This is a genomic window from Allobosea sp. (assembly GCF_017308015.1).
Classification (GTDB): domain Bacteria; phylum Pseudomonadota; class Alphaproteobacteria; order Rhizobiales; family Beijerinckiaceae; genus Allobosea.
Window position 1 is genome coordinate 1 of record NZ_JAFKFW010000010.1, and the last position, 24,062, is coordinate 24,062.

The 24,062-nt window shown below is 66.0% G+C and carries 22 protein-coding genes; 19 read left to right on the forward strand and 3 right to left on the reverse strand.

The features are described from left to right. The first annotated feature begins 157 nt into the window (after nt 1–157). Complete coding sequence (locus J0I42_RS10375) at nt 158–1,054, forward strand: dihydrodipicolinate synthase family protein (protein ID WP_291654751.1); 897 nt, start codon at nt 158–160, stop codon at nt 1,052–1,054. 5 nt (nt 1,055–1,059) lie between these two features. After that, entirely contained in the window at nt 1,060–1,755 is a 696-nt protein-coding gene (locus J0I42_RS10380) for a GntR family transcriptional regulator (RefSeq protein WP_465247671.1), read from the forward strand. A 157-nt stretch (nt 1,756–1,912) separates the two neighbouring features. Here the strand turns inward: J0I42_RS10380 and ppk2 are convergent, their stop codons facing one another. Next, on the reverse strand, nt 1,913–2,866 hold the full coding sequence (ppk2, locus tag J0I42_RS10385; protein ID WP_291654753.1) for a polyphosphate kinase 2: 954 nt from the start codon (nt 2,864–2,866) through the stop codon (nt 1,913–1,915). Nucleotides 2,867–3,087: 221 nt separating this feature from the next. Between ppk2 and J0I42_RS10390 the strand changes: the two genes are divergently transcribed. The 7 genes from J0I42_RS10390 (at nt 3,088) to phoB (ending at nt 9,773) form a co-directional block, all read left to right on the forward strand. Then, on the forward strand, nt 3,088–4,146 hold the full coding sequence (locus J0I42_RS10390; RefSeq protein ID WP_291654754.1) for an ATP-binding protein: 1,059 nt from the start codon (nt 3,088–3,090) through the stop codon (nt 4,144–4,146). 114 nt (nt 4,147–4,260) lie between these two features. Next, nucleotides 4,261–5,286, forward strand: coding sequence for a phosphate ABC transporter substrate-binding protein PstS (pstS, locus tag J0I42_RS10395; RefSeq protein ID WP_291654755.1), 1,026 nt, complete (start codon nt 4,261–4,263; stop codon nt 5,284–5,286). 167 nt (nt 5,287–5,453) lie between these two features. Further along, nucleotides 5,454–6,428 carry a phosphate ABC transporter permease subunit PstC gene (gene pstC, locus J0I42_RS10400; protein WP_465247672.1) on the forward strand — a complete coding sequence of 325 codons (975 nt, stop codon included), beginning with the start codon at nt 5,454–5,456 and terminating at the stop codon, nt 6,426–6,428. Between the two features lie 10 nt (nt 6,429–6,438). Next, nucleotides 6,439–7,323 carry a phosphate ABC transporter permease PstA gene (gene pstA / locus J0I42_RS10405; RefSeq protein ID WP_291654756.1) on the forward strand — a complete coding sequence of 295 codons (885 nt, stop codon included), beginning with the start codon at nt 6,439–6,441 and terminating at the stop codon, nt 7,321–7,323. Between the two features lie 41 nt (nt 7,324–7,364). After that, complete coding sequence (pstB, locus tag J0I42_RS10410; RefSeq protein WP_291654757.1) at nt 7,365–8,171, forward strand: phosphate ABC transporter ATP-binding protein PstB; 807 nt, start codon at nt 7,365–7,367, stop codon at nt 8,169–8,171. Between the two features lie 26 nt (nt 8,172–8,197). Continuing rightward, the gene (phoU, locus tag J0I42_RS10415; RefSeq protein ID WP_291654758.1) at nt 8,198–8,917 is read left to right on the forward strand and encodes a phosphate signaling complex protein PhoU; all 720 of its coding nucleotides are present in this window, start codon (nt 8,198–8,200) and stop codon (nt 8,915–8,917) included. Between the two features lie 148 nt (nt 8,918–9,065). Beyond that, nucleotides 9,066–9,773, forward strand: a complete 708-nt coding sequence (gene phoB, locus J0I42_RS10420) for a phosphate regulon transcriptional regulator PhoB (RefSeq protein ID WP_291654759.1) — start codon at nt 9,066–9,068, stop codon at nt 9,771–9,773. 3 nt (nt 9,774–9,776) lie between these two features. On the opposite strand, the gene J0I42_RS10425 is transcribed toward phoB, so the two are convergent. Continuing rightward, complete coding sequence (locus J0I42_RS10425) at nt 9,777–10,163, reverse strand: SpoIIAA family protein (protein WP_291654760.1); 387 nt, start codon at nt 10,161–10,163, stop codon at nt 9,777–9,779. A gap of 131 nt (nt 10,164–10,294) precedes the next feature. On the opposite strand from J0I42_RS10425, the gene J0I42_RS10430 reads away from it, so the two are divergent. The 10 genes from J0I42_RS10430 to lpdA all read left to right on the forward strand — a co-directional run bounded on the left by J0I42_RS10430 (nt 10,295) and on the right by lpdA (nt 23,050). Then, nucleotides 10,295–11,047 carry an amino acid ABC transporter ATP-binding protein gene (locus J0I42_RS10430; RefSeq protein WP_291654761.1) on the forward strand — a complete coding sequence of 251 codons (753 nt, stop codon included), beginning with the start codon at nt 10,295–10,297 and terminating at the stop codon, nt 11,045–11,047. 94 nt (nt 11,048–11,141) lie between these two features. Continuing rightward, a complete protein-coding gene (zapE, locus tag J0I42_RS10435; protein ID WP_291654762.1) occupies nt 11,142–12,320 on the forward strand; it encodes a cell division protein ZapE in 1,179 nt (392 codons plus the stop codon). A gap of 2 nt (nt 12,321–12,322) precedes the next feature. Next, nucleotides 12,323–12,922 carry a TetR/AcrR family transcriptional regulator gene (locus J0I42_RS10440; RefSeq protein ID WP_047577026.1) on the forward strand — a complete coding sequence of 200 codons (600 nt, stop codon included), beginning with the start codon at nt 12,323–12,325 and terminating at the stop codon, nt 12,920–12,922. Nucleotides 12,923–13,234: 312 nt separating this feature from the next. After that, nucleotides 13,235–14,197: a malate dehydrogenase gene (mdh, locus tag J0I42_RS10445; RefSeq protein ID WP_291654763.1), complete on the forward strand. Its 963-nt coding sequence runs from the start codon at nt 13,235–13,237 to the stop codon at nt 14,195–14,197. Between the two features lie 80 nt (nt 14,198–14,277). Further along, nucleotides 14,278–15,474: an ADP-forming succinate--CoA ligase subunit beta gene (sucC, locus tag J0I42_RS10450; protein WP_291654764.1), complete on the forward strand. Its 1,197-nt coding sequence runs from the start codon at nt 14,278–14,280 to the stop codon at nt 15,472–15,474. 9 nt (nt 15,475–15,483) lie between these two features. Then, nucleotides 15,484–16,368 (forward strand): succinate--CoA ligase subunit alpha, encoded by an 885-nt coding sequence (gene sucD, locus J0I42_RS10455; protein ID WP_291654765.1) that lies wholly within the window; start codon nt 15,484–15,486, stop codon nt 16,366–16,368. Between the two features lie 155 nt (nt 16,369–16,523). Then, on the forward strand, nt 16,524–19,481 hold the full coding sequence (locus tag J0I42_RS10460) for a 2-oxoglutarate dehydrogenase E1 component (RefSeq protein WP_291654766.1): 2,958 nt from the start codon (nt 16,524–16,526) through the stop codon (nt 19,479–19,481). Between the two features lie 141 nt (nt 19,482–19,622). Beyond that, nucleotides 19,623–20,846, forward strand: a complete 1,224-nt coding sequence (odhB, locus tag J0I42_RS10465) for a 2-oxoglutarate dehydrogenase complex dihydrolipoyllysine-residue succinyltransferase (RefSeq protein ID WP_291654767.1) — start codon at nt 19,623–19,625, stop codon at nt 20,844–20,846. Between the two features lie 16 nt (nt 20,847–20,862). Then, a complete protein-coding gene (locus J0I42_RS10470) occupies nt 20,863–21,606 on the forward strand; it encodes an SDR family oxidoreductase (RefSeq protein WP_291654768.1) in 744 nt (247 codons plus the stop codon). Nucleotides 21,607–21,643: 37 nt separating this feature from the next. Beyond that, nucleotides 21,644–23,050, forward strand: a complete 1,407-nt coding sequence (gene lpdA / locus J0I42_RS10475; protein ID WP_291654769.1) for a dihydrolipoyl dehydrogenase — start codon at nt 21,644–21,646, stop codon at nt 23,048–23,050. A 141-nt stretch (nt 23,051–23,191) separates the two neighbouring features. Here lpdA and folD read toward each other — a convergent pair whose 3' ends face one another. Further along, nucleotides 23,192–24,052, reverse strand: a complete 861-nt coding sequence (folD, locus tag J0I42_RS10480; RefSeq protein WP_291654770.1) for a bifunctional methylenetetrahydrofolate dehydrogenase/methenyltetrahydrofolate cyclohydrolase FolD — start codon at nt 24,050–24,052, stop codon at nt 23,192–23,194. Nucleotides 24,053–24,062: the final 10 nt, after the last annotated feature.

A 24,062-nucleotide genomic window follows, 5' to 3' on the forward strand; every position in this document is an offset into this window, starting at 1 on the left:
TGCTTCTCGTCACCGTCATCGCCCAGCGCCAGATCGTCGCCGGCTTGTCCGCCGGAGGCCTCAAGGACGGCTAGCGAAAGCCTAGAGAGCCGTCCGAAGGGCGGTTCTGTCTTCAAGCCAACATGTCAGTCACGACTCAGCTCCGAAAGTCCTGTCCATGGCCATCGAAAAGACCCGCTTCGGCCTCTCCTGCGCGATCACCACCCCGATGCGGGAGGGTGGAAGCGTCGACCTGCCGCGCCTCGTCCACCACGCCCAGCATGTGCTGGCGGAGGGCTGCGATTCCGTCACGCTGTTCGGCACGACGGGCGAGGGCGCGGCGCTGGGGCTGCCGGCGCGTACCGCGATGATGGGAGCGCTGATCGGGGCGGGCGTCGATCCCGCCACGCAGATCTATGCCGGCATCGCGGCCGCCTCGATGCATGAGGCGGTGGAGCAGGCGCGCATCGCGCTCGATGCCGGGGCAAAGGGGTTGCTGGTCGCGCCGCCCTTCTACTTCAAGGGCGTCAGCGACGAGGGGCTCTATGTCTGGTTTTCGCAGTTTTTCGAGAAGCTCGGCGCCTCGGCCCGCAATGTCGTCGTCTACCATATCCCCTCGGTGACGGCCGTCGAAATCAGCGTCGGGCTGGTGCAGCGATTGAAGACCGCGTTCCCGGGTCTCGTCATTGGCGTCAAGGATTCCTCGGGCAGCTACGCCAATACCGAGGCGCTGCTGAAGGCGCATGGCGAGCTCGCCATCCTCGTCGGCGACGAGCGCCAGCTCGCCAAGGCGGTGCGCAACGGCGCGCAAGGCACGATCTGCGGTCTCGCCAATCTCGTGCCGGGCCTGCTGCGCCCCATGGTCTATGAGGGCAAGGACAGCCCGGTCGTGAACGCGCTGGTCGACGAGATCTGCTCGCATCCGGTGCTGGCGGCGGTGAAAGCGCTGGTCGGGCACATTCACGGCGATGCCGGCTATGGCGCGATGCGGCCGCCGCTGGAAGCCCTGGACGCGGCCACCCGCAAGCGGCTCTTTGCGATCTTCGATTCGATCAAGCAGGCCAAGGCTGCCTGAGAGGAATGCCGGAAGGAGGGATCGTGAGCGAGCCGGAGCAGGAACCGCGCGAGGGCGAACCGCTGAAGCTGAGGGAGCGCGCCTATGCCTCCTTCACCGAACGACTGCTGGCGCGCGAGATCAAGCCCGGGCAGTTCGTGACCCAGCGCGAACTTGTGGCGATGACCGGCTTTCCGCTCGGCGCCATCCGCGAACTGATTCCGCGACTGGAGGCGGAGGGGTTGATCAAGACCGTGCCGCAGCGCGGCATGCAGGTCGCCCATGTCGATCTCAACCTGATCCGCAACGCCTTCCAGTTCCGGCTCTTCCTGGAGAAGGAGGCGACGGCGCTCTACACGCGGAACGCGACGGACGACGAGATCGCCGAGCAGCGTGCCCGCCACGAGGCGATCATCGCGCGGGCCGAGGCCGGGGGCGACGAGCGCCTGATCGAGGATGCCGAGGATACCGACCGCCTGATGCACGAGGCGATCATCGACCATCTCGACAACGACATCGTCAGCCAGGCGTTTCGCGTGACCTGGCTGAAGATCAGGCTGATCCGGCAATACGAGACGCGCATCCAGAACCACATCCTGGTGCCGGTGATGCAGGACCACCTCAAGATCATCGCCGCGATCGAGAGCCGCGACCCGGAGCGCGCCGCGGACGAAATGAGCATTCATATCGGGAACGCCCGCGCGCGGGCGATGCAGTACTGACGATTGCGATCGTCACGGGCAGCGGAAGGGGCGTGCTGACCAGCCCGGGAGTTTGGAAACGCCGCCTTCGCGGCTTCATTCTCAGCCAGAGCCAATGAACGCCGTCTGCTTGGCGACCTGGCCGCCGATCGACGTGACGGGTGTGGTGATCGGGGCGCTACCCGCCTTCGGGCTCGCCGCCATCATCGAGATAGCGGCTCACCGGTATGACGATCTCCCCGTCCAGCGTGCCGATCGCCGCCTCGTCCCTGTCCTTGTAGGGAATCGCGCGCAGGACATGGCGGATGGCGTTGAGCCGGGCGCGGAGCTTGTCGTTGCTGCGCACGATGTACCAGGGTGCGTCCTCGGCGGAGGTGCGCGCCAGCATCTCGTCGAAGGCGCGCGAGTAATCGTCGAAGCGCGGAATCGCTTCGAAATCGATCGGCGAGAGTTTCCAGCGCTTGAGGGGATCGTGCCAGCGGGCGTGCAGGCGAGTCATCTGCATCTCGCGCCCGATGGTCAGAAAGAGCTTGATCAGGCGGATGCCGTCGCGGGCGAGCATACCCTCGAAGGCAGGCGCCTCATGCAGGAAATGCTCGGTCTGCTCGGGGGTGCAGAAGCCCATGACGCGCTCGACGCCGGCGCGGTTGTACCAGGAGCGATCGAAGAACACGATCTCGCCGGCAGCCGGCATCTCCGCTGCGTAGCGCTGCAGATACCACTGGCCCTTCTCGGTGTCGGATGGCTTCGACAGGGCGACGATGCGGGCCTGGCGCGGATTGAGATGCTGGGTGAAGCGGGCGATCGTGCCGCCCTTGCCGGCGCCGTCGCGACCTTCGAAAACGATGACGATGCGTTCGCCATGCTTTGCGGTCCAACGCGCCAGCTTCTGCAGTTCGATCTGCAGCGGCTCCATCTCGCGGTTGTAGCGCTTCCGCTTCATCCGCTTGCCATAGGGGTAGTTCCCGCTGTGATAGGCGGCGTCGATGATCGCTTCCGGCAGGCTGTCGGCCTCGATGTCGAAGCCTTTCGGCTTGCCGGATTTGGTGCGGGCTTTGGTCGGCTTGGCGTGATCTTCCGACTGCACGACAATTGTTTCCTTCACGTTCGCACCCGAGGATTTCTTCGTCATCGGCAGGTTCCCTTTCGCGGGCAGCCTAGCCGGCTAGAGCATTTTCGCAATTCTCAGAATCACGGACATGCCCTAGCTCTCTGTTTTGTCGCATTTTCTTCATGCGAACCGGTGTCCGCTCCGCTCGAACATGCTCCGGGCCACGGAAGGGAATTGACGCCCGCCGCGCTTCCGCTCAGGAAGAGGCCCGTCGGCATCCGCCGTCTGTCTCCGGGCTTTCCATGGTCTATCTTGCCCCTTCCAACGCCGCGCTCGTGCGGGATGTGATCGAGGCGATCGGTGCGCCCGCGGTACTGCTCGACGGGCAGGGGGTGGCGCAGGCGCTGAGCCCGGCCATGCACGCGCTGATTCCGGGACTGGCGGCCGGCAAGCTCCTGGCGCTGGTGCTGCGCGATCCCGATCTCAACGATGCGATCGAGCAGGTGGCGATCGAGGGCGGCGCCAAGACGATTGAACTCGTCGAGCGCGTGCCGGTCGAGCGAACCTTCCGCATCCATATCGCCGCGCTCCGCGACAGCGGCCTGCGCCACGCGACGCTGCTGACCTTCCAGGACCTGAGCGAGCAGCGCGTGATCGAGCGCATGCGCGTCGATTTCGTCGCCAATGCCAGCCATGAACTGCGCACGCCTTTGGCCTCGCTGCTCGGCTTCGTCGAGACCCTGCAGGGTCCGGCACGGAATGACGAGCGCGCGCGCGAGCGCTTCCTCGGCATCATGCGCGAGCAGGGCCTGCGGATGGCACGGCTGGTCGACGACCTGCTCTCGCTGTCGCGGATCGAACAGCGCGCCCATGTCGCGCCGGATACGCCGGTCGATCTCGCCGGCATCGCCCGTGAAATCGTGGATTCGCTGACGCTGATGGCCCGCGAACGTAACGTCACGCTGGCGCTGAAGACGCCGCGCGAGGCGCTGCGGGTACCGGGCGACCGCGACGAATTGCTGCGGCTGATGGAGAATCTCGTCGAGAACGCGATCAAATACGGCAAGCCGGGAGGCGAGGTCGCGATCACCGTCGATGCCGGCGAGAGCGAGGCGAGCTTCAGCGTACGTGACGACGGGCCGGGTATCGCGCCGGAGCATCTGCCGCGCCTCACCGAGCGCTTCTACCGGATCGACACGGCGGCGAGCCGGGAGACCGGGGGCACGGGGCTGGGGCTGGCCATCGTCAAGCATATCGTGCTGCGCCATCGCGGACGGCTCACGATCGAGAGCAAGACGGGCGAGGGCGCGACCTTCAGGGCGATCCTGCCGCGTTTCGAGGCAGGGCGGGCCGCCGGCTAGTCCGGGCACGCAGGACATTCGTGACAGCTTTCATGACGAACTGTCATTTGGCTGTCATACAGAAGGTGTTCTGACAGGGCCGCTGCATATAGCGACCAGATGAGGACATCTCACATGCGCAAGATTCTCGTTCTCGCGGCTGTTGCCGCCGGGATCGCCGGTTCCGCCCAGGCTGCCGACATCACCGGTGCCGGCGCGACCTTCCCTTTCCCGATCTATGCAAAGTGGGCCGAAGCCTACAAGAAGGAGACGGGTACCGGCCTGAACTACCAGTCGATCGGCTCGGGTGGCGGCATCCGCCAGATCAAGGCCAAGACCGTCGCCTTCGGCGCCACCGACGCCCCGCTGAAGGGCGAGGACCTGACCAAGGACGGCCTGATCCAGTTCCCGACCGTGATGGGCGGCGTCGTGCCGGCCGTGAACATCGCCGGCGTCGAGCCGGGCAAGCTCAAGCTCTCGGGCGAGATCATCGCCCAGATCTACATGGGCGACATCAAGAAGTGGAACGATCCGAAGATCGTCGCGCTCAATGCCGGCGTCACCCTGCCTGACGCCAACATCAACCCGGTCTACCGTTCTGACGGCTCGGGCACGACCTTCGTGTTCACCGATTATCTCTCCAAGGTCTCGGCCGACTGGAAGTCGAAGCTCGGCACCAATACCGCCGTGCAGTGGCCGGTCGGCATCGGCGGCAAGGGCAATGAGGGCGTCTCCGCCTCGGTCAAGCAGGTCGCCAATTCGATCGGCTATGTCGAGTACGCCTATGCCAAGCAGAACAAGCTCTCGCACGCCCTGGTGAAGAACGCCGACGGCAATTTCCCGGCGCCGGAAGAGAAGGCCTTCCAGGCCGCCGCCGCCAACGCCAACTGGCAGGAGCAGCCCGGCTTCGGCATCTCGCTCAACAACCAGAAGGGCGCGGACGCCTGGCCGATCACCTCGGCGACCTTCATCCTGGTCCATGCCAAGCCGGAGAAGCCGGAAGAGGTGCAGGCCGCGCTGAAGTTCTTCGACTGGGCCTACAAGAGCGGCGACAAGCTGGCGAGCGACCTCGACTATGTCGCTCTGCCGTCGAACGTGAAGGACCAGGTCCGCAACGCCTGGAAGGGCGTGACCGACAATTCCGGCAAGCCGATCTTCTGATCGCAGCCGCCGACAAGGACGAGGCGGGTTTCTACCCGCCTCGTCGCATTCTTCGAGCCCTCATCCCGAGGAGCGCTTTTCGGGAGCTCTTCGGGATGAGGGCTGAGGTTGACGGGCCGGGCGACCGGCAGCAGACAGCCTCTGCCACGCCACCGGAGCCTTCGCGGATGACCGCAGCAACCGACATGACGAGCATTCCCGGCGCGAAGCCGATCGCGCGGAAGACGCCGAAGGCGACCTTCGATCTCGTTTTCCGAAATGCCAGCTTCGCTGCCGCGTTGCTGGTGCTGGTGCTGCTCGCCGCGATCATGGCCTCGATGGTCATCGGCGGCTGGCCGGCCTTCCGCGAATTCGGGCTCGGCTTCATCACCTCCAGCGTCTGGGACACCCAGAACGAGCAATACGGCGCCTGGCCGGCGATCGTCGGCACGCTCTCGACCGCTTTGATCGCGCTGGTGATCGGCGTCCCGCTCTCGCTGGGCATCGCGGTCTACCTGACCCAGCTTGCGCCGGCCTGGTTCAAGAAGCCGGTCGCGACCGCGATCGAGCTGCTCGCCGCCGTGCCGTCGATCATCTACGGCATGTGGGGCCTGTTCGTCTTCGTACCGCTGTTCGCCGCCTATGTGCAGATCCCGCTCTCGAACATCGTCGAGGGCATGCCGATCGTCGGCACGGTGCTCTACTCCCGCTCGCCCTCCGGGCTGGGCATCTTCACCGCCGGCATCATCCTCGCCTTCATGATCGTGCCGTTCATCGCCTCGATCACCCGCGACATGCTGGAGCAGATTCCTTCGGTGCTGCGCGAGAGCGCCTATGGGATCGGCGCGACGACCTGGGAGGTCGTCCGCCATGTACTGGTGCCGCAGGCCGGTGTCTCGATCATCGGTGCGATCATGCTGGGTCTCGGCCGTGCGCTCGGCGAGACGATGGCCGTGACCTTCGTCGTCGGCAATGCCAACCGGCTTTCGGCCTCGATCCTCGACCCCGGCTCGACCATCGCCTCGCGCATCGCCAACGAATTCAACGAGGCGCTGGGCCTCCAGCTCAACGCGCTGATCGCGCTGGGCTGCATCCTGTTCTTCGTCACCTTCGTCGTCCTCGTCATCGCGCGGCTACTGGTCGCCCGCGTCAAGCGCTACTGAGGCTGCCTCCATGACCATGACGACCACGCCCCGCGAACTCCCGCATGCCCCCTGGGGGCGCGTGCGCCAGTCGCGCCGCACTGCCGACCGGATGATGAAGATCACTGCCGCCGGCTTCACCTTCATCGCCATCTTCGTGCTGTTCTGGATCCTCGGCATGCTCGTGGTGAAGGGCATCGGCGGCCTTTCGCTCGCGACCTTCACCGCGGTCACGCCCGGCCCCGGCACGGAAGGCGGCGGCCTCGCCAACGCCATCGTCGGCTCCTTCGTGCTGACCTTCCTCGGCATCGCCATTGCCACGCCGATCGGCGTGCTGGCCGGAACCTGGCTCGCGGAATATGGCCGCGGCTCCAAGCTCGCGAACATCATCCGCTTCATCAACGACATCCTGCTCTCGGCACCGTCGATTCTGATCGGCCTGTTCGTCTATGTCATCCTGGTCGAGCCGTTCCGCGGCTATTCCGGCTGGGCGGGCGGTGTCGCGCTCGGCATCATCGCGATCCCGGTCATCGTGCGCACCACCGAGGACATGCTGAACCTCGTGCCCGGCCCGCTGCGCGAGGCGGGAGCGGCGCTCGGTGCCCCGCCCTCCGTCGTGATCACCTCGGTCACCTGGCGCGCGGCCAAGGCCGGCATGGTGACCGGCATCCTCCTGGCGCTCGCCCGTATCGCCGGCGAGACCGCGCCGCTGCTCTTCACCGCGCTGAACAACAATTTCTGGTTCTCGCCCTCGCTCGTCGGCGGCGTCTCGAACCTGCCCGTGACGATCTACCAGTTCGCTTCCGCGCCTTACGAGAACTGGCAGCAGCTCGCCTGGGCCGGTTCGCTCATCATCACCGTCTCGATCCTCGTGCTCTCGCTCGTTGCCCGGCGCATCGTCGCCGGCGGCAAGTAGGGCTTGAAACCAACCCGGTCGCGACCGACCTTGAGGACTTAATGTCGATGCTTTCGACCCTTGATCTCTCCCCCCAGTCGCTCGATGCCGAGGCGCCCGTCCGGATCGCGGTGAAGAACCTCGATTTCTACTACGGCGAGCACAAGGCGCTGAAGAACATCAATCTCGACTTCCGTGACCGGCACGTCACGGCGCTGATCGGCCCGTCCGGCTGCGGCAAGTCGACCCTGCTGCGCATCTTCAACCGCATCTACTCGCTCTATCCGGAGCAGCGCGCGGAAGGGCAGATCATGCTCGACGGCCGCAACATCATCTCCAACGACGTCGATGTGAACGAATTGCGCTCGCGCGTCGGCATGGTCTTCCAGAAGCCGACGCCCTTCCCGATGTCGATCTACGACAATGTCGCCTTCGGCATCCGCCTCTATGAGAAGCCGCCGAAGTCGGAGCTCGACGACCGCGTCGAAGGCGCGCTGCGCCGCGCCGCGCTCTGGGATGAGGTCAAGGACAAGCTGAAGAGCTCCGGCATGGGCCTCTCCGGCGGCCAGCAGCAGCGCCTGTGCATCGCGCGCACCATCGCGCAGAAGCCGGAAGTGATCCTGTTCGACGAGCCGACCTCGGCGCTCGACCCGATCTCGACCGGCAAGATCGAGGACCTGCTGGAGCAGCTCAAGAGCGACTTCACCATCGCCATCGTCACGCACAACATGCAGCAGGCGGCGCGCATCTCGCAGTACACGGCGTTCATGTATCTCGGTGAGGTCATCGAATTCGCGCCGACCAACACGATTTTCATGAACCCTGCCAAGAAGCAGACCCAGGACTACGTCACCGGCCGTTTCGGCTGAGCGGCGACGGGGCAGAGGAATACGCCATGACCGAACATATCGTCCGCTCCTATGACGCCGATCTCGAAGGCATCCGCCGCAGCCTCGCCGAAATGGGCGGCATGGCTGAGCGCATGCTGGGTGATTCCACGGTGGCCCTCGTTCGCCGCGACACTGCGCTCGCCCAGAAGATCATCTCGGCCGACCAGCGTCTCGACAATCTCCAGCGCGAGGTCGAGGAAAAGGCCGTGCTCACCATCGCGCGGCGCCAGCCGCTGGCGCAGGACCTGCGCGAGCTGATCTCGGCGATCCGCCTCGCCTCCGACATCGAGCGCGTCGGCGATCTCGCCAAGAACATCGCCAAGCGCGCCGTCGCCATCGCCGGGCAGTTCCAGCCGCCGCATCGTGCGGTGGTCGGCCTCGAGCATATCAGCCGCCTGGTGCAGGCGCAGCTCAAGGACGTGCTCGACGCCTATGCCGCGACCAACGAGCAGAAGGCGCTCGAGGTCTGGAAGCGCGACGACGAGATCGACGCGCTCTACACCTCGCTGTTCCGCGAACTCCTGACCTATATGATGGAAGACCCGCGCAATATCACCTTCTGCACGCATCTCCTGTTCTGCGCCAAGAACATCGAGCGCATCGGCGACCACACCACCAATATCGCCGAGACCATCCATTACCTCGTCACCGGTGATTCCCTCGACGTGAACCGCCCCAAGCTCGACACGACCAATATCGAGGTCGAAGCGGTGACGGGAAATTGAACGAATACGAAGTGCCGTAGCCTCTCCGTCATGGTCGGGCTTGTCCCGACCATCCACGTCCTCGCCCCGGCAAGTGCCGCCCGAGACATGGATGCCCGCCACAAGGGCGAGCATGACGGTGAGCTCGAAAGACGGACGGAAAAGAAGCATGGCCGCACGTATCCTGATCGTCGAGGACGAGGAGCCGCTCACCCTGCTGCTGCGCTACAACCTCGAAGCGGAGGGTTTCGAGGTCGACAGCGTCGCGCGCGGGGACGATGCGGAGCTGCATCTGCGCGATCACACGCCCGATCTCGTCCTGCTCGACTGGATGCTGCCGGGCCTCTCCGGCATCGAACTCTGCCGCCGCCTGCGCTCGCGGCGCGACACCGAGCGCGTGCCGATCATCATGCTGACGGCGCGCGGCGAGGAGACCGAGCGCGTGCGCGGGCTCGCTACCGGTGCCGACGACTATGTCGTGAAGCCGTTCTCGCTGCCTGAACTGATCGCGCGCATCCAGGCGCTTCTTCGCAGGGCGAAGCCAGGTCACGTCGCGGGACTGCTCGCGGCCGGCGATCTCGAGCTCGATCGCACGACGCGCCGTGTTCGCCGCGCGGGCAGCGAACTGCATCTCGGGCCGACCGAATTTCGCCTGCTCGAGTTCCTGATGCAGGCGCCGGGCCGGGTCTATTCGCGCGCCCAGCTTCTCGACGCGGTCTGGGGCCGCGACGTCTATATCGACGAGCGCACTGTCGACGTCCATGTCGGACGGCTGCGGAAGGCGATCACGCCGGGTGACGCCAAGGACCCGCTGCGGACGGTGCGTGGCGCCGGATACGCCTTCGACGAGACGTTTGCGCGCAGCGGGAGCGCGTAAGCCTCAGGCGTCCGGTCCGCCCTCGATGTCACCCACCCAGCTCAGCGCCTTCTCGTAGTCCTCGGGCTTGAAGGCGCGGACCTTGACGAAGGGGATCGCGGGGTCGAGCAGATCGACGAAGCCGGCGAGCCAGCCCTTGTCGGTGACTACAGCCTCCTTCGGGAAGCGCCGGAGCTCCCAGAGCTTGCCGAGGCTGTAGCGCGCGTCCTTCCAGGCGGCGGCGAGCGTCATGTCGGTGAAATCGGTCATGTCGGCGAGGATGCCGAGCTTCTCGTGGCGAGCGAGCCGGGCTTCGATATCGGCCATGATCACGTCGAGATCCTCGCCCGTGAGCGTCTGCGACAGACGATAGGCGGCGACATGGTCAGGGGCAGGCAGAATGGTCAACATGGCTCGTCCTCCTCTTCAGACAACGCGCGGGCGCGGGCGAGGTTTCGCCGGGCTGGCTTTGCGGCGGATCGGAGGATATGGCCTCGAATGCCCCTCCTCACGAACGGGAAGGGCAGGTGAAAGGACGGGGCGTGAGCGCGGCGCAGACCAAGACGTTGGAAGGCGCGACTGTCACCATCGCCCATCTCGGCAAGCGCTTCGGTGTGTCGACGGCGCTGGACGATGTATCGCTCGCGATCGCGTCCGGCGCGGTCCAGTGCATCATCGGGCCGCCGGGCGCTGGCAAGTCGACCCTGCTGCGCTGTATCGCGCAGAGCGAGACGATCGACCAGGGCACGATCCATATCGACGGCGAGTTGATCGAACCGGGGCGGGGAGGTCGACACCTCGCCATCGGCATGGTCCCGCAGCGTCCTGAGCTGTTCGACCATATGACCGCCCTCCAGCATGTCATCGAGGGGCCGCTCGCCTCGCTGAAGCTGTCGCGCCGGGAAGCCGTCGCGGAGGCGATGGCGACGCTGGAACGGGTCGGGCTGGCCGAGAGGCGCGATTCCTATCCGAGCGAGCTTTCGGGCGGGCAACGGCAGCGCCTTGCCATCGCACGGGAGCTGGCGGCGGGCCCGCGTCTCCTCCTGTTGGACGAACCGACGGCGGGTCTCGAGACGGAGGCTGCAGGCGAGGTGCTTGCCGTGATGCGCAGCCTCTCCGCATCGGGCCCGACCATGATCGTGGCGACGCATGAATTCGGCTTCATCCGGGAGGTCGGCGACGATGTCGCCTTCATGGACAAGGGCGAGATCGCCGAGCGGGGGCCGCCGCAGAGCATCCTCGTTGCGCCGGGACAGGCGCGTATACGCGACTTCCTCGCAGCCCACCCGGCCTGACGACGCTCGCCTGAAACGCCAGGGCGGGCTTGCGATGAGGACGGGGCTGCCGTAACCGGGTCGGGTCTTCTCCGGATCGCCAGCGCCCGCCGTCATGTCAGCCTCGATCACCGACCGTTATGCCGCCCTGGTCGAGGCGGGCGCCATCGAGCGCGATCCCGCGCAGGTCGCGGTGGTGAGGAAGCTTCAGGCGCTGACCGAGACGCTCGCCGCCCGCCGGCTCGCCCGCAAGGGCAGTGCGCTCGGCTGGCTCTTCGGCAAGAAGCCGGACACGGCCGCGGCGCCGAAGGGGCTCTATGTCTGGGGTTCGGTCGGCCGCGGCAAGACCATGCTGATGGACATGTTCTTCGAGGCCGCGCCGGTGAAGCGCAAGCGCCGCGTGCATTTCCACGAGTTCCTGGCCGATGTCCACAGCCGGATCAACGCCTATCGCCAGAAGATCAAGAGCGGCGAAGTCAAGGATGCCGACCCGATCGCGCCGGTTGCGGCGGATCTCGCGGACGAGGCCTATCTGCTCTGCTTCGACGAGTTCACGGTCACCGATATCGCGGACGCAATGATCCTCGGACGGCTTTTCACGGCGCTGTTCGCGGCCGGCGTCGTCGTGGTCGCGACTTCGAATGTCGAGCCGTCGCGGCTCTATGAGGGGGGGCTCAACCGGGCGCTGTTCCTCCCCTTCATCGCGTTGCTGCAGACCAGGGTCGAGGTACTCAAGCTCGATGCGCGTACCGATTTCCGGCTGGAGAAGCTCGGTGGTGCGCCGGTCTATCATGTGCCTGCGGACGAGAAGGCGAGGGCTGCGCTCGATGCCGCCTTCAAGGCGCTGTCGGGCAGGGCGCATGGGCAGCGCACCGTGCTCGATGTCCAGGGCCATGATCTTGTCCTGCCGGAGGCGGCCGGCAGCGTGGCGCGGGCGGGTTTTGCCGATCTTTGCGCCCAGGCTTACGGCGCCTCGGACTATATCGCGCTGGCGCAGCGCTTCCATACGCTGGTGCTCGACGACATCCCGGTCCTCGATTTCGACCGGCGCAACGAAGCCAAGCGCTTCATCATCCTGATCGACACGCTCTATGAGCATCATGTGAAGCTCGTCGCCTCGGCGGCCGCCGAGCCGCATGAGCTCTATCGTGCGAACAAGGGGCGCGAGGCCTTCGAGTTCGACCGCACGGTCTCGCGACTGATCGAGATGCGCTCCGAAGAGTATCTCGCGATGCCGCATGGCCGGCCGGATTCGGCGGCGAGCGGGGATACGACCGGGCTCGTGGAGACCTGACCATGCCGCAACGCGAGCCGAGCGAGACCCGCATCCTCACGGTCGCCGGCGAGCACCTGCGCAAGTTCGGGCTGAAGCGCTTCACCGTCGTCGCCGTGGCGGAAGAGGCAGGCATGACCCATGCCAATGTCTATCGCTACTTCCCTTCCAAGGGCGCGCTGATCGATGCCGTCGTCGACGTCTGGCTGAAGGCGACGGAGCGACGACTCGCCGATGTCGCCGATGGCCCAGACCCCGCCGACGACAAGCTGGAACGGCTGATCCTAGCGCTCGCCAAGGCCAATCGCGATCTCCTGACCGAGGAGCCGCATCTCTTCGCCGCCTTGTCGCTGGCGGTTGCCAAGCGGCACGCGATCAGCCGGCGCAACCGCACCCGCGTGCGCGCCCTGTTCGAGCGCGTGGTCGATGAGGGCATCGCGACCGGCGTGTTCGAGCCGCGCGACCGGGACCGGGCGATCGCCTTCGTCATCGACGCCACCAACCGCTTCATCCACCCGGCCTCGCTGGCGCTGGAAGCGGACGTGCCGCAGGCCTCGGTCGATACCCGGCTCTCGACCCTGATCCGCGTGATCCTGCGGGTGCTCGGCAGCGGGATCGTGTGAATAATCCGGTTACCAATTACAGTATTTGTAAATTGTAATTGCCGGATTTCGTTGCTCATCGAGCCTGATGTGACTGTGTGCTTCTTCTAAGCTATTGAAAAATATAAGCCGCCCTCACGCGATGACGCGCGAGGTGCCCGATGCCCGAGAAAAGCCGCTTTTGCGGCGAGGGTTGCGGCAAAAGGCCGGTTTGGGCCAAAGGAACGCACGGTTTGGCCGGGTTCCCGGCCTGTCGCAGCGCCAAGGCATTTTGAATGTCGAAACCGGACGTGACCGGATCGATGGTAGCGCCAGAAACAAAAGGACTAGGCAATGGCCCGTAAGAAGATCGCCCTCATCGGCTCCGGCCAGATCGGCGGCACCCTCGCCCACCTCGCCGGCCTCAAGGAGCTGGGCGACGTCGTCCTGTTCGACATCGCCGAGGGCATTCCGCAGGGCAAGGGCCTGGACATCGCCGAGTCCGCGCCGGTCGACGGCTTCGACGCCGGCTACAAGGGCACGAACTCCTATGAGGACATCAAGGGCGCCGACGTGATCATCGTCACCGCCGGCGTGCCGCGCAAGCCCGGCATGAGCCGCGACGACCTGATCGGCATCAACCTCAAGGTGATGAAGGCTGTCGGCGAAGGCATCAAGCAATACGCTCCCAAGGCCTTCGTGATCTGCATCACCAATCCGCTCGACGCGATGGTCTGGGCGCTCCAGAAGTTCTCGGGCGTGAAGCCCAACATGATCTGCGGCATGGCCGGCGTGCTCGATAGCGCCCGCTTCCGCCACTTCCTCGCCGAGGAGTTCCAGGTTTCGGTCAAGGACGTCTCGGCCTTCGTGCTCGGCGGCCATGGCGACGACATGGTGCCGCTGGTCCGCTACTCGGGCGTCGCCGGCATCCCGCTGCCGGACCTCGTCAAAATGAAGTGGACCACGCAGGAGAAGCTGGATGCCATCGTCGAGCGTACCCGCAAGGGCGGCGGCGAGATCGTCAACCTGCTCAAGACCGGCTCGGCCTTCTATGCTCCGGCGGCTTCGGCGATCGCGATGGCCGAGAGCTATCTCAAGGACCAGAAGCGCGTTCTGCCGGCGGCGGCTGCGCTGAAGGGCCAGTACGGCGTCCGGGACATGTTCGTCGGCGTTCCCGTCGTGATCGGCGCCAAGGGTGTCGAACGCGTCGTCAAGATCCGCCTCAACGGGGCCGAGAAGGAGATGCTGTCGAAGTCGGTGGCATCGGTCCAGAACCTGATCGACGCCTGCAAGACCGTCGATCCGTCACTCGCCTGATCCAAGCTCAGGGGCGGCGGTGCGGATTCGCGCTGCCGCCCTTTCGTCAATTTTCGGTCGCTGTCAGGGAAACCGAGCACATGAACATCCACGAATACCAGGGCAAAGCCATCCTCAAGGAATTCGGCGCGCCCGTTTCGGCCGGTTTCCCGGCGCTGACGGTTGCGGAGGCGGTCGAGGCCGCCAAGAAGCTGCCGGGGCCGCTCTACGTCGTGAAGTCGCAGATCCATGCCGGCGGGCGCGGCAAGGGCAAGTTCAAGGAACTGGGCCCCGACGCCAAGGGCGGTGTTCGCCTCGCCAAGTCGGTTGCGGAAGTGGAGGCCCACGCCAAGGAGATGCTCGGCAACACGCTGGTCACGATCCAGACCGGCGAGACCGGCAAGCAGGTCAACCGCCTCTATATCGAGGATGGCTCGGACATCGAGAAGGAGTTCTACCTCTCGGCGCTGGTCGACCGCGAGACCTCGCGCATCGCCTTCGTCATCTCGACCGAGGGCGGCATGGATATCGAGGCCGTCGCCCATGACACGCCCGAGAAGATCGAGACCTTCTCGGTCGACCCGGCGACCGGCATCATGCCGCACCACGGCCGCGCCATGGCGCGCATCCTCGGACTGAAGGGTGACCTCGCCAAGCAGGCCGGCACCGTGCTCGGCCAGATCTACAACGCGTTCGTGGCCAAGGACATGGACATGCTGGAGATCAACCCGCTGATCGTGACCACCCAGGGCCAGCTCAAGTGCCTGGACGCCAAGGTCTCGTTCGACTCGAACTCGCTCTATCGTCACCCCGATGTGGTCGCGCTCCGCGACACAACGGAAGAGGACGAGAAGGAGATCGAGGCCTCGAAGTACGACCTCGCCTATATCGCGCTCGACGGCACGATCGGCTGCATGGTCAACGGCGCCGGCCTCGCGATGGCGACGCTCGACATCATCCAGCTCTACGGCGAAAGCCCGGCGAACTTCCTCGACGTCGGCGGCGGCGCTTCCGAAGAGAAGGTGACGGCGGCGTTCAAGATCATCACCGCCGATCCGAAGGTGAAGGGCATCCTCGTCAACATCTTCGGCGGCATCATGAAGTGCGACGTCATCGCGCGCGGCGTGATCGCCGCGGTGAAGGCTGTCGGCCTTCAGGTTCCGCTGGTCGTGCGCCTCGAAGGCACCAATGTCGAGGAAGGCAAGCAGATCATCCGCGAGTCCGGCCTCAACGTCATCCCCGCCGACGACCTCGACGACGCCGCGCAGAAGATCGTCGCTGCGGTCAAGAAGGCCTGAGGAGCAGACATGTCCATCCTGATCGACAAGAACACCAAGGTCATCACCCAGGGCTTCACCGGCAAGAACGGGACCTTCCACTCCGAGCAGGCGATTGCCTACGGCACGCAGATGGTCGGTGGCACCTCGCCGGGGAAGGGCGGTTCGCTGCATCTCGGCCTGCCTGTCTTCGACACGGTCGCCGAGGCCAAGCAGAAGACCGGCGCAACCGCCTCGGTCGTCTACGTGCCGCCTCCGGGCGCCGCGGACGCGATCTGCGAGGCGATCGACGCCGAGATCCCGCTCATCATCTGCATCACCGAGGGCATCCCGGTGCTCGACATGGTCCGCGTGAAGCGCTCGCTCTCGGGCTCGAAATCGCGCCTGATCGGCCCGAACTGCCCCGGCGTCGTCACCGCCGGCCAGTCGAAGATCGGCATCATGCCGGCGAACATCTTCAAGCCGGGCTCGGTCGGCATCGTCTCGCGTTCGGGCACGCTGACCTATGAGGCGGTGTTCCAGACCACCCGCGAGGGCCTCGGCCAGACCACGGCCGTCGGCATCGGCGGCGATCCGGTCAAGGGCACCGAGTTCATCGACATGCTCGAGATGTTCCTGGCCGACGACAAGACCGAGTCGATCGTCATGATCGGCGAGATCGGCGGTTCGGCCGAAGAGGACGCGGCGCAGTTCATCAAGGACGAGGCCAGGCGTGGCCGCAAGAAGCCGATGGTCGGCTTCATCGCCGGCCGCACGGCTCCTCCCGGCCGCCGCATGGGCCATGCCGGCGCGATCATCTCGGGCGGCAAGGGCGGCGCCGAGGACAAGATCGCGGCGATGGAAGCCGCCGGCATCCGGGTCTCGCCCTCGCCGGCGCGCCTTGGAAAGACCTTGGTCGAAGTGTTGAAGGGCTGAGGCGTTTTGGCGCGTCGTGACCGGGCTTGAGCCCGCCATGACGCGCCGCCAAATCCAGCGTGATGTCCAGGCGGAGCCCGGGCATCACGGAACCTGAAAGATGTCCGGGCAAGGGTTCGGACATGACTCAAGCGGCGAAGGAAAGCAGGAGCACCATGGCTCGCCAGGATATCAACGAGGCTCTCGCGCAGACCGGCTTCCTCTATGGCGGCAATGCGGCCTATATCGAGGATCTCTATGCCCGGTATGAAGCCGACCCGAAGTCGGTCGACGAGCAGTGGCAGGGCTTCTTCGGCGCGCTGAAGGACGACAAGGAAGCCGTCCTGCAGAACGCCAAGGGTGCGTCCTGGAAGAAGCCGAACTGGCCGGTCGCCGCCAGCGGCGAGCTGGTTTCGGCGCTGGACGGAAACTGGGCCGTCGTCGAGAAGGTGATCTCCGACAAGCTGGGCGCCAAGGCGAAGGCCGCCGGCACGGCGCTCTCCGCGGCGGACGTGCAGCAGGCAACCCGTGATTCCGTGCGCGCGATCATGCTGATCCGCGCCTATCGCATGCGTGGCCATCTCCATGCCAAGCTCGATCCGCTGGGCATCGAGAGCCGCACCGATCATGAGGAATTGTCGCCGGCCGCCTTCGGCTTCACCGAAGCCGACCTCGACCGCAAGATCTTCATCGACAACGTGCTCGGCATGGAGTTCGCCACCATCCGCGAGATGGTCGCGATCCTGCAGCGGACCTATTGCGGCACGGTCGGCATCGAGTTCATGCATATCTCCGACCCCGAGCAGAAGGCCTGGCTGCAGGAGCGCATCGAGGGGCCGGACAAGGAGATCGCCTTCACCAAGGAAGGCAAGAAGGCGATCCTGAACAAGCTCGTCGAGGCCGAGGGCTTCGAGAAGTTCCTCGATCTCAAGTTCACCGGCACGAAGCGCTTCGGCCTCGATGGCGGCGAGGCGCTGGTCCCGGCGCTGGAGCAGATCATCAAGCGCGGCGGCGCGCTCGGCGTGCGCGACATCGTCTTCGGCATGGCCCATCGCGGCCGCCTCAACGTGCTGACCCAGGTTCTGGGCAAGCCGCATCGTGCGCTGTTCCACGAATTCAAGGGCGGTTCGTTCCACCCTGACGACGTCGAGGGCTCGGGCGACGTGAAGTACCATCTCGGTGCCTCCAGCGATCGCGAGTTCGACGGCAACAATGTCCATATCTCGCTGACCGCCAACCCGTCGCATCTGGAGATCGTCGACCCCGTCGTGCTCGGCAAGGTGCGCGCCAAGCAGGACCAGTTCGGCGATATCGTCGAGCGCTCGAAGGTGCTCCCGCTGCTGATTCACGGTGACGCGGCTTTCGCCGGCCAGGGCGTCGTGGCGGAATGCCTCGGCCTGTCCGGGCTGAAGGGCCACCGCACCGGCGGCTCGCTGCATTTCATCATCAACAACCAGATCGGCTTCACCACCTATCCGCGTTATTCGCGCTCCTCGCCCTATCCGTCCGACGTGGCGAAGATGGTCGAGGCTCCGGTCTTCCATGTGAACGGCGACGATCCGGAGGCGGTCGTCTTCGCCGCCAAGGTCGCGATCGAGTTCCGGCAGAAGTTCCACAAGCCGGTCGTGATCGACATGTTCTGCTATCGCCGCTTCGGCCATAACGAGGGCGACGAGCCGGGCTTCACCCAGCCGCTGATGTACCGCAAGATCCGCGGCCACAAGTCGACGCTGGAGCTCTATGGCGAGAAGCTGGCGGCCGAGGGCGTGATCGAGGCCGGCGAGCTCGACGCCATGCGCGCCGCCTGGAAGGCCAGGCTGGAGGTCGAGTTCGACGCCGGCCAGTCCTTCAAGCCGAACAAGGCCGACTGGCTCGACGGCCGCTGGGCCGGCATGAAGGCGATCCGCGCCGACGAGGACGATCCGCGCCGCGGCGCCACCGGCGTGCCGGCGGCGACGCTGAAGGAGATCACCGAGAAGATCACGGCGGTTCCGGCCGGTTTCAACGTCCACAAGACGATCCAGCGCTTCCTCGACAACCGCAAGAAGGCGGTCGAGGCCGGTGAGGGCATCGACTGGGCGACCGCCGAAGCACTCGCCTTCGGCTCGCTGCTGCTCGACGGCCACCCCGTGCGCCTTTCCGGCCAGGATTGCGAGCGCGGCACCTTCTCACAGCGCCATTCGGTGCTGATCGACCAGGAGACGGAGGCCCGCCACACCTCGCTGAACCATATCCGCGAGGGCCAGTCCCGCTACGAGGTCATCAATTCGATGCTCTCGGAAGAGGCGGTGCTCGGCTTCGAATACGGCTACACCCTGTCGGAGCCTAACGCGCTGACGATGTGGGAAGCGCAGTTCGGCGACTTCGCCAACGGTGCGCAGGTCGTGTTCGACCAGTTCATCTCGTCGGGCGAGCGCAAGTGGCTGCGCATGTCGGGCCTCGTCTGCCTGCTGCCGCACGGCTATGAGGGCCAGGGTCCGGAGCACTCCTCCGCCCGCCTGGAGCGCTTCCTGCAGATGTGCGCGGAAGACAACATGCAGGTGGCGAACTGCTCGACGCCGGCGAGCTATTTCCACATCCTGCGCCGCCAGCTGAAGCGCGACTTCCGCAAGCCGCTGATCCTGATGACGCCGAAGTCGCTGCTGCGCCACAAGCGCTGCATCTCCGACCTCAGCGAGCTGGCCGAGGGCTCGACCTTCCACCGCGTGCTGGCCGACGATGCCGAGCGCGGCAAGTCGACCACCAAGCTGGTCAAGGACTCGAAGATTCGCCGCGTCGTGCTCTGCTCGGGCAAGGTCTATTTCGACCTGCTGGAGGAGCGCGAGAAGCGCGGCATCGACGATGTCTACCTGATGCGCGTCGAGCAGCTCTATCCGTTCCCGCTGAAGACGCTGGCGCAGGAGCTGGCGCGCTTCAAGGGCGCTGACGTGGTCTGGTGCCAGGAGGAGCCGAAGAACATGGGTTCCTGGACCTTTGTCGAGCCCTATCTGGAATGGGTGCTGGGCCATGCCGGCTCGAAGTCTAAGCGTCCGCGCTATGTCGGCCGCCCGGCTTCGGCCGCGACCGCGACCGGCCTGATGTCCAAGCATCTCGCCCAGCTCAACGCCTTCCTCGACGAGGCCTTTGCCGCTTAGACTTGGTGTCGTCCCGGACAAGCCGCGTGAGCGGCACCGGTCCGGGATCCATGCCTGAACCGTTCCGGAATGGGTCCCGGGTCTGCGCTTCGCTTGAGCCCGGGACGACCTCCACAAGATTCGAATAAGAAGAGGCCTGACATGGCGACCGAAATCCGCGTACCCACCCTCGGCGAATCCGTTTCCGAGGCCACCATCGGCAAGTGGTTCAAGAAGCCGGGCGAGGCGGTGAAGGCCGACGAGCCCCTGGTCGAGCTCGAGACCGACAAGGTGACGCTGGAAGTGAACGCGCCGGCCGCCGGCGTCCTCGGCGAGATCGTCGCCAAGGAAGGCGAGACCGTCGGCGTCAGCGCGCTGCTCGGCACGATCGCTGAAGGCGGCGCTGCTGCCGCTCCCGCGCCTAAGGCCGAGGCGAAGCCCGTTGCGGCTGCTCCGGCAGCGGAGGCTCCCAAGGCCGCCGCGACCAAGGCCGCCGATTCCGGCCCGGCCGTCTCGCGCCTCGCCGCCGAGAGCGGCGTCGACCCGTCCAAGGTCGCTGCCTCGGGCAAGGATGGCCGCGTGACCAAGGGCGACATGCTCGCCGCGATCGCGACCGGCGGCGCTGCGGCTCCGGCCGCCGCGCCGGCTCCGGTTGCCGTCCGCGCGCCTTCGGCGCCGGATGACGGCGCCCGCGAAGAGCGCGTCAAGATGACCAAGCTGCGCCAGACGATTGCGCGCCGCCTCAAGGAAGCCCAGTCCAACGCGGCGATGCTGACGACCTTCAACGAGGTCGACATGTCCGGCGTGATGGCGCTGCGCAACCAGTACAAGGACGTGTTCGAGAAGAAGCACGGCGTGAAGCTCGGCTTCATGGGCTTCTTCGTGAAGGCCTGCGTGCAGGCGCTGAAGGAGATCCCCGCGGTCAATGCCGAGATCGACGGCACCGACATCATCTACAAGAACTACTACCATATCGGCGTTGCCGTCGGCACCGAGAAGGGCCTGGTGGTTCCGGTCGTACGCGATGCGGACGAACTCTCCATCGCCGGCGTCGAGAAGAAGATCGGCGAGTTCGGCCGCAAGGCCCGCGACGGCAAGCTCTCGATCGAGGAGATGCAGGGCGGCACCTTCACCATCTCGAACGGCGGCGTCTACGGTTCGCTGATGTCGACCCCGATCCTGAACGCGCCGCAGTCCGCGATCCTGGGCATGCACAAGATCCAGGAGCGTCCGGTCGTCGTGAACGGCAAGATCGAGATCCGTCCCATGATGTATCTCGCGGTCAGCTACGACCACCGTATCATCGACGGCAAGGAGGCCGTGACCTTCCTCGTCCGCATCAAGGAAGGCCTGGAGGATCCGGCGCGCCTCGTGCTCGATCTTTGAGCGCGCGGGACGGGACGTGTCGGGCGTTGCGATCGTCACCGGCGGCAGCCGGGGAATCGGCCGGGCGACCGCGATCCTGCTCGCGGAGCGCGGCTACGATCTCGTCGTCAACTACCAGTCCAATGCCGAAGCTGCGGCCGAGACAGTCGCGGCCGTCAACGGCAAAGGCCGGCAGGCGGTCGCGATCAAGGGCGATGTCGGCGATGAAGCCGATGTCGCCGCGATCTTCGCGGCGGCCGACCAGCTCGGGCGACTCACGGCACTGGTCAACAATGCCGGCGTCATCGATGCCCCGCAGCGCCTCGACGAGATGGACCTCGCTCGTCTTGACCGGATGTTCCGGATCAACCTGACCGGCAGCTTCCTCTGCGCCCGCGAAGCGGTGAAGCGGATGTCGACCCGCCATGGCGGGCAGGGTGGCGGCATCGTCAATCTGTCCTCCGCCGCAGCGATTCTGGCCGGCGCCGGGCAATATCTCGACTATGCCGCAACAAAGGCCGGCATCGACATCTTCACCCTTGGCCTCGCCCGCGAGGTTGCGGCTGAGGGTATCCGGGTCAATGCCGTCAGGCCCGGCATCATCGATACGGAGATCCATGCCAGCGGCGGCATGCCTGACCGGGTTGCGCTGCTGCGCGACCAGCTTCCGATGAAGCGCGAGGGCACGGCGCGCGAGGTGGCGCAGGCGATCGCCTGGCTGCTCTCGGACGAGGCCTCCTACACCAACGGAACCGTCTTGAACGTGACCGGCGGGCGCTGAGGCGCCGCCGCATTCGAACACAGGAAAGGAAGTCACCATGGCTGCGGCCTACGATCTCGTCGTCATCGGAACCGGCCCCGGCGGCTATGTCTGCGCCATCCGCGCCGCCCAGCTCGGCCTCAAGGTCGCTGTGGTCGAGAAGCGCAAGACCCATGGCGGCACCTGCCTGAACGTCGGCTGCATCCCTTCCAAGGCGCTGCTGCACGCTTCCGAGATGTTCGAGGAGGCCGGCCACACCTTCGAGAAGCTGGGCATCGTCGTCGGCAAGCCGAAGCTCGACCTCAAGGCGATGATGGCCCACAAGCAGGAGACGATCGACGCCAATGTCACCGGCGTCGGCTTCCTGCTGAAGAAGAACAAGATCGACGCCTTCCACGGCACGGCCTCGATCCCCGCTGCCGGCAAGGTCGTCGTCACTGCCGAGGACGGCAAGACGCAGGAAATCGAGACCAAGAACATCGTCATCGCGACGGGTTCGGAATCGGCGCCGCTGCCGGGCGTGACCATCGACGAGAAGACCGTCGTGACCTCGACCGGTGCGCTCGAGATCGGCGCTGTGCCGAAGGAGCTCGTCGTGGTCGGCGCCGGCGTGATCGGCCTCGAGATCGGCTCGGTCTGGGCGCGCCTCGGCGCCAAGGTCACCGTCGTCGAATATCTCGACCGCATCCTGCCCGGCATGGACGGCGAAGTCGCCAAGCAGTTCCAGCGCATCCTGCAGAAGCAGGGCTTCACCTTCCAGCTCGGCTCCAAGGTCACCAAGGTCGAAACGGGCAAGAAGGGGGGCGCGACCGTCACCGTCGAACCCGCCGCCGGGGGCACGGCGACAACGCTCAATGCCGATATCGTGCTGGTCGCGATCGGCCGGCGTCCGAACACCGAGGGCCTCGGTCTCGACAAGGCGGGCGTCGCCACCGAGAAGGGCCGCGTCGTCATCGACGATCATTTCAAGACCAATGTCGCCGGCATCTACGCGATCGGCGACGTGGTGCGCGGGCCGATGCTGGCGCACAAGGCCGAGGATGAGGGCGTCGCCGTCGCGGAGATCATCGCCGGCAAGCACGGCCATGTAAACTACGACGCCATTCCCGGCATCGTCTACACGGCGCCGGAAGTCGCGGCGATCGGCAAGACCGAGGAAGAGCTGAAGGCTGCCGGCGTCGCCTACAAGATCGGCAAGTTCCCGTTCACGGCGAACGGCCGCGCGCGCGCCATGCGCCACACGGACGGTTTCGTGAAGGTGCTGGCCGATGCGGCGACCGACCGCGTGCTCGGTTGCCACATCATCGGCCCGCATGCCGGCGACCTGATCGCGGAAGTGACCGTTCTGATGGAGTTCGGCGGCTCGGCCGAGGACCTCGCCCGTACCTGCCACGCGCACCCGACGCTGGCCGAGGCCGTGAAGGAAGCGGCCCTCGCGGTCGACAAGCGCCCGATTCACATGTGATCGGGTTGCCGGGCCGTGCCTCTGGCGCGGCCCTGCTGCAAGAGCGAGGTTTCGAAGGAGCTGCACGCTTGCAGCTCCTTTTTCGTTCGAGGGCCAACTGAGGAAAAACCGGGCCACCTCTGGCGGCGCCGGCTGCTGGGTTCACCCCCGCCGGGCGTGGAAAGCCGTCAGCGTGTTCTTGAGCAGGCAGGCGATGGTCATCGGGCCGACGCCGCCAGGAACCGGGGTGATCGCGCCCGCGACCTTCACGGCTTCCGCGAAATCGACGTCGCCGGTGAGCTTGCCGTCGGGCAGGCGGTTGATGCCGACATCGATCACGGTCGCGCCGGGCTTGATCCAGTCGCCCTTGACCATGCGCGGCCGGCCGACCGCCGCGATGACGATATCGGCGCGCTTTACCACGGCGGCCAGGTCGCGCGTGCGCGAATGGGCGATGGTGACGGTGCAATCGGCCTGAAGCAGGAGCTGGGCGACCGGGCGGCCGACCAGTTCGGAGCGGCCGATCACGACGGCGTCGAGCCCGGAGAGAGAGGGCAGCGCCTGTTTCAGCAGGAGCATGGAGCCGAGCGGCGTGCAGGGCACGAGGCCGTTCTTGCCGCCGGCGAGCAGACCGGCATTGATCGGGTGCAGGCCGTCGACATCCTTGGCCGGGTCGATGGCGTCGATGATCCGGCCGGTGTCGATATGCTTCGGCAGCGGGAGCTGGACGAGGATGCCGTCGACGTTGTCATCCGCGTTGAGCTCGGCGAGCTTGGCGAGGAGCTGCGCTTGCGTCGTGTCGGCCGGCAGCCGGTGGGCGACCGAGTTCATGCCGACCTCGACCGCGAGCTTCTCCTTCGAGGCGACATAGACCTTGCTGGCCGGGTCCTCGCCGACGAGGACGACATGGAGGCCGGGCACGATCCCGCGCGCGGCCTTGATCGCCGCGACCTCGCGGCCGATCTCGGCCCTGAGCGCGGCCGCGGTGGCCTTGCCGTCGATGATGCGGGCTTCGCCGGTCATGGTCCGACCT

Coding starts and splice junctions, on each gene's coding strand:
- J0I42_RS10375 (WP_291654751.1), top strand. CDS start 158: ATGGCCATCGAAAAGACCCGCTTCGGCCTCTCCTGCGCGATCACCACC.
- J0I42_RS10380 (WP_465247671.1), top strand. CDS start 1,060: ATGCCGGAAGGAGGGATCGTGAGCGAGCCGGAGCAGGAACCGCGCGAG.
- ppk2 (WP_291654753.1), bottom strand. CDS start 2,866: ATGACGAAGAAATCCTCGGGTGCGAACGTGAAGGAAACAATTGTCGTG.
- J0I42_RS10390 (WP_291654754.1), top strand. CDS start 3,088: ATGGTCTATCTTGCCCCTTCCAACGCCGCGCTCGTGCGGGATGTGATC.
- pstS (WP_291654755.1), top strand. CDS start 4,261: ATGCGCAAGATTCTCGTTCTCGCGGCTGTTGCCGCCGGGATCGCCGGT.
- pstC (WP_465247672.1), top strand. CDS start 5,454: ATGACCGCAGCAACCGACATGACGAGCATTCCCGGCGCGAAGCCGATC.
- pstA (WP_291654756.1), top strand. CDS start 6,439: ATGACCATGACGACCACGCCCCGCGAACTCCCGCATGCCCCCTGGGGG.
- pstB (WP_291654757.1), top strand. CDS start 7,365: ATGTCGATGCTTTCGACCCTTGATCTCTCCCCCCAGTCGCTCGATGCC.
- phoU (WP_291654758.1), top strand. CDS start 8,198: ATGACCGAACATATCGTCCGCTCCTATGACGCCGATCTCGAAGGCATC.
- phoB (WP_291654759.1), top strand. CDS start 9,066: ATGGCCGCACGTATCCTGATCGTCGAGGACGAGGAGCCGCTCACCCTG.
- J0I42_RS10425 (WP_291654760.1), bottom strand. CDS start 10,163: ATGTTGACCATTCTGCCTGCCCCTGACCATGTCGCCGCCTATCGTCTG.
- zapE (WP_291654762.1), top strand. CDS start 11,142: ATGTCAGCCTCGATCACCGACCGTTATGCCGCCCTGGTCGAGGCGGGC.
- J0I42_RS10440 (WP_047577026.1), top strand. CDS start 12,323: ATGCCGCAACGCGAGCCGAGCGAGACCCGCATCCTCACGGTCGCCGGC.
- mdh (WP_291654763.1), top strand. CDS start 13,235: ATGGCCCGTAAGAAGATCGCCCTCATCGGCTCCGGCCAGATCGGCGGC.
- sucC (WP_291654764.1), top strand. CDS start 14,278: ATGAACATCCACGAATACCAGGGCAAAGCCATCCTCAAGGAATTCGGC.
- sucD (WP_291654765.1), top strand. CDS start 15,484: ATGTCCATCCTGATCGACAAGAACACCAAGGTCATCACCCAGGGCTTC.
- J0I42_RS10460 (WP_291654766.1), top strand. CDS start 16,524: ATGGCTCGCCAGGATATCAACGAGGCTCTCGCGCAGACCGGCTTCCTC.
- odhB (WP_291654767.1), top strand. CDS start 19,623: ATGGCGACCGAAATCCGCGTACCCACCCTCGGCGAATCCGTTTCCGAG.
- lpdA (WP_291654769.1), top strand. CDS start 21,644: ATGGCTGCGGCCTACGATCTCGTCGTCATCGGAACCGGCCCCGGCGGC.
- folD (WP_291654770.1), bottom strand. CDS start 24,052: ATGACCGGCGAAGCCCGCATCATCGACGGCAAGGCCACCGCGGCCGCG.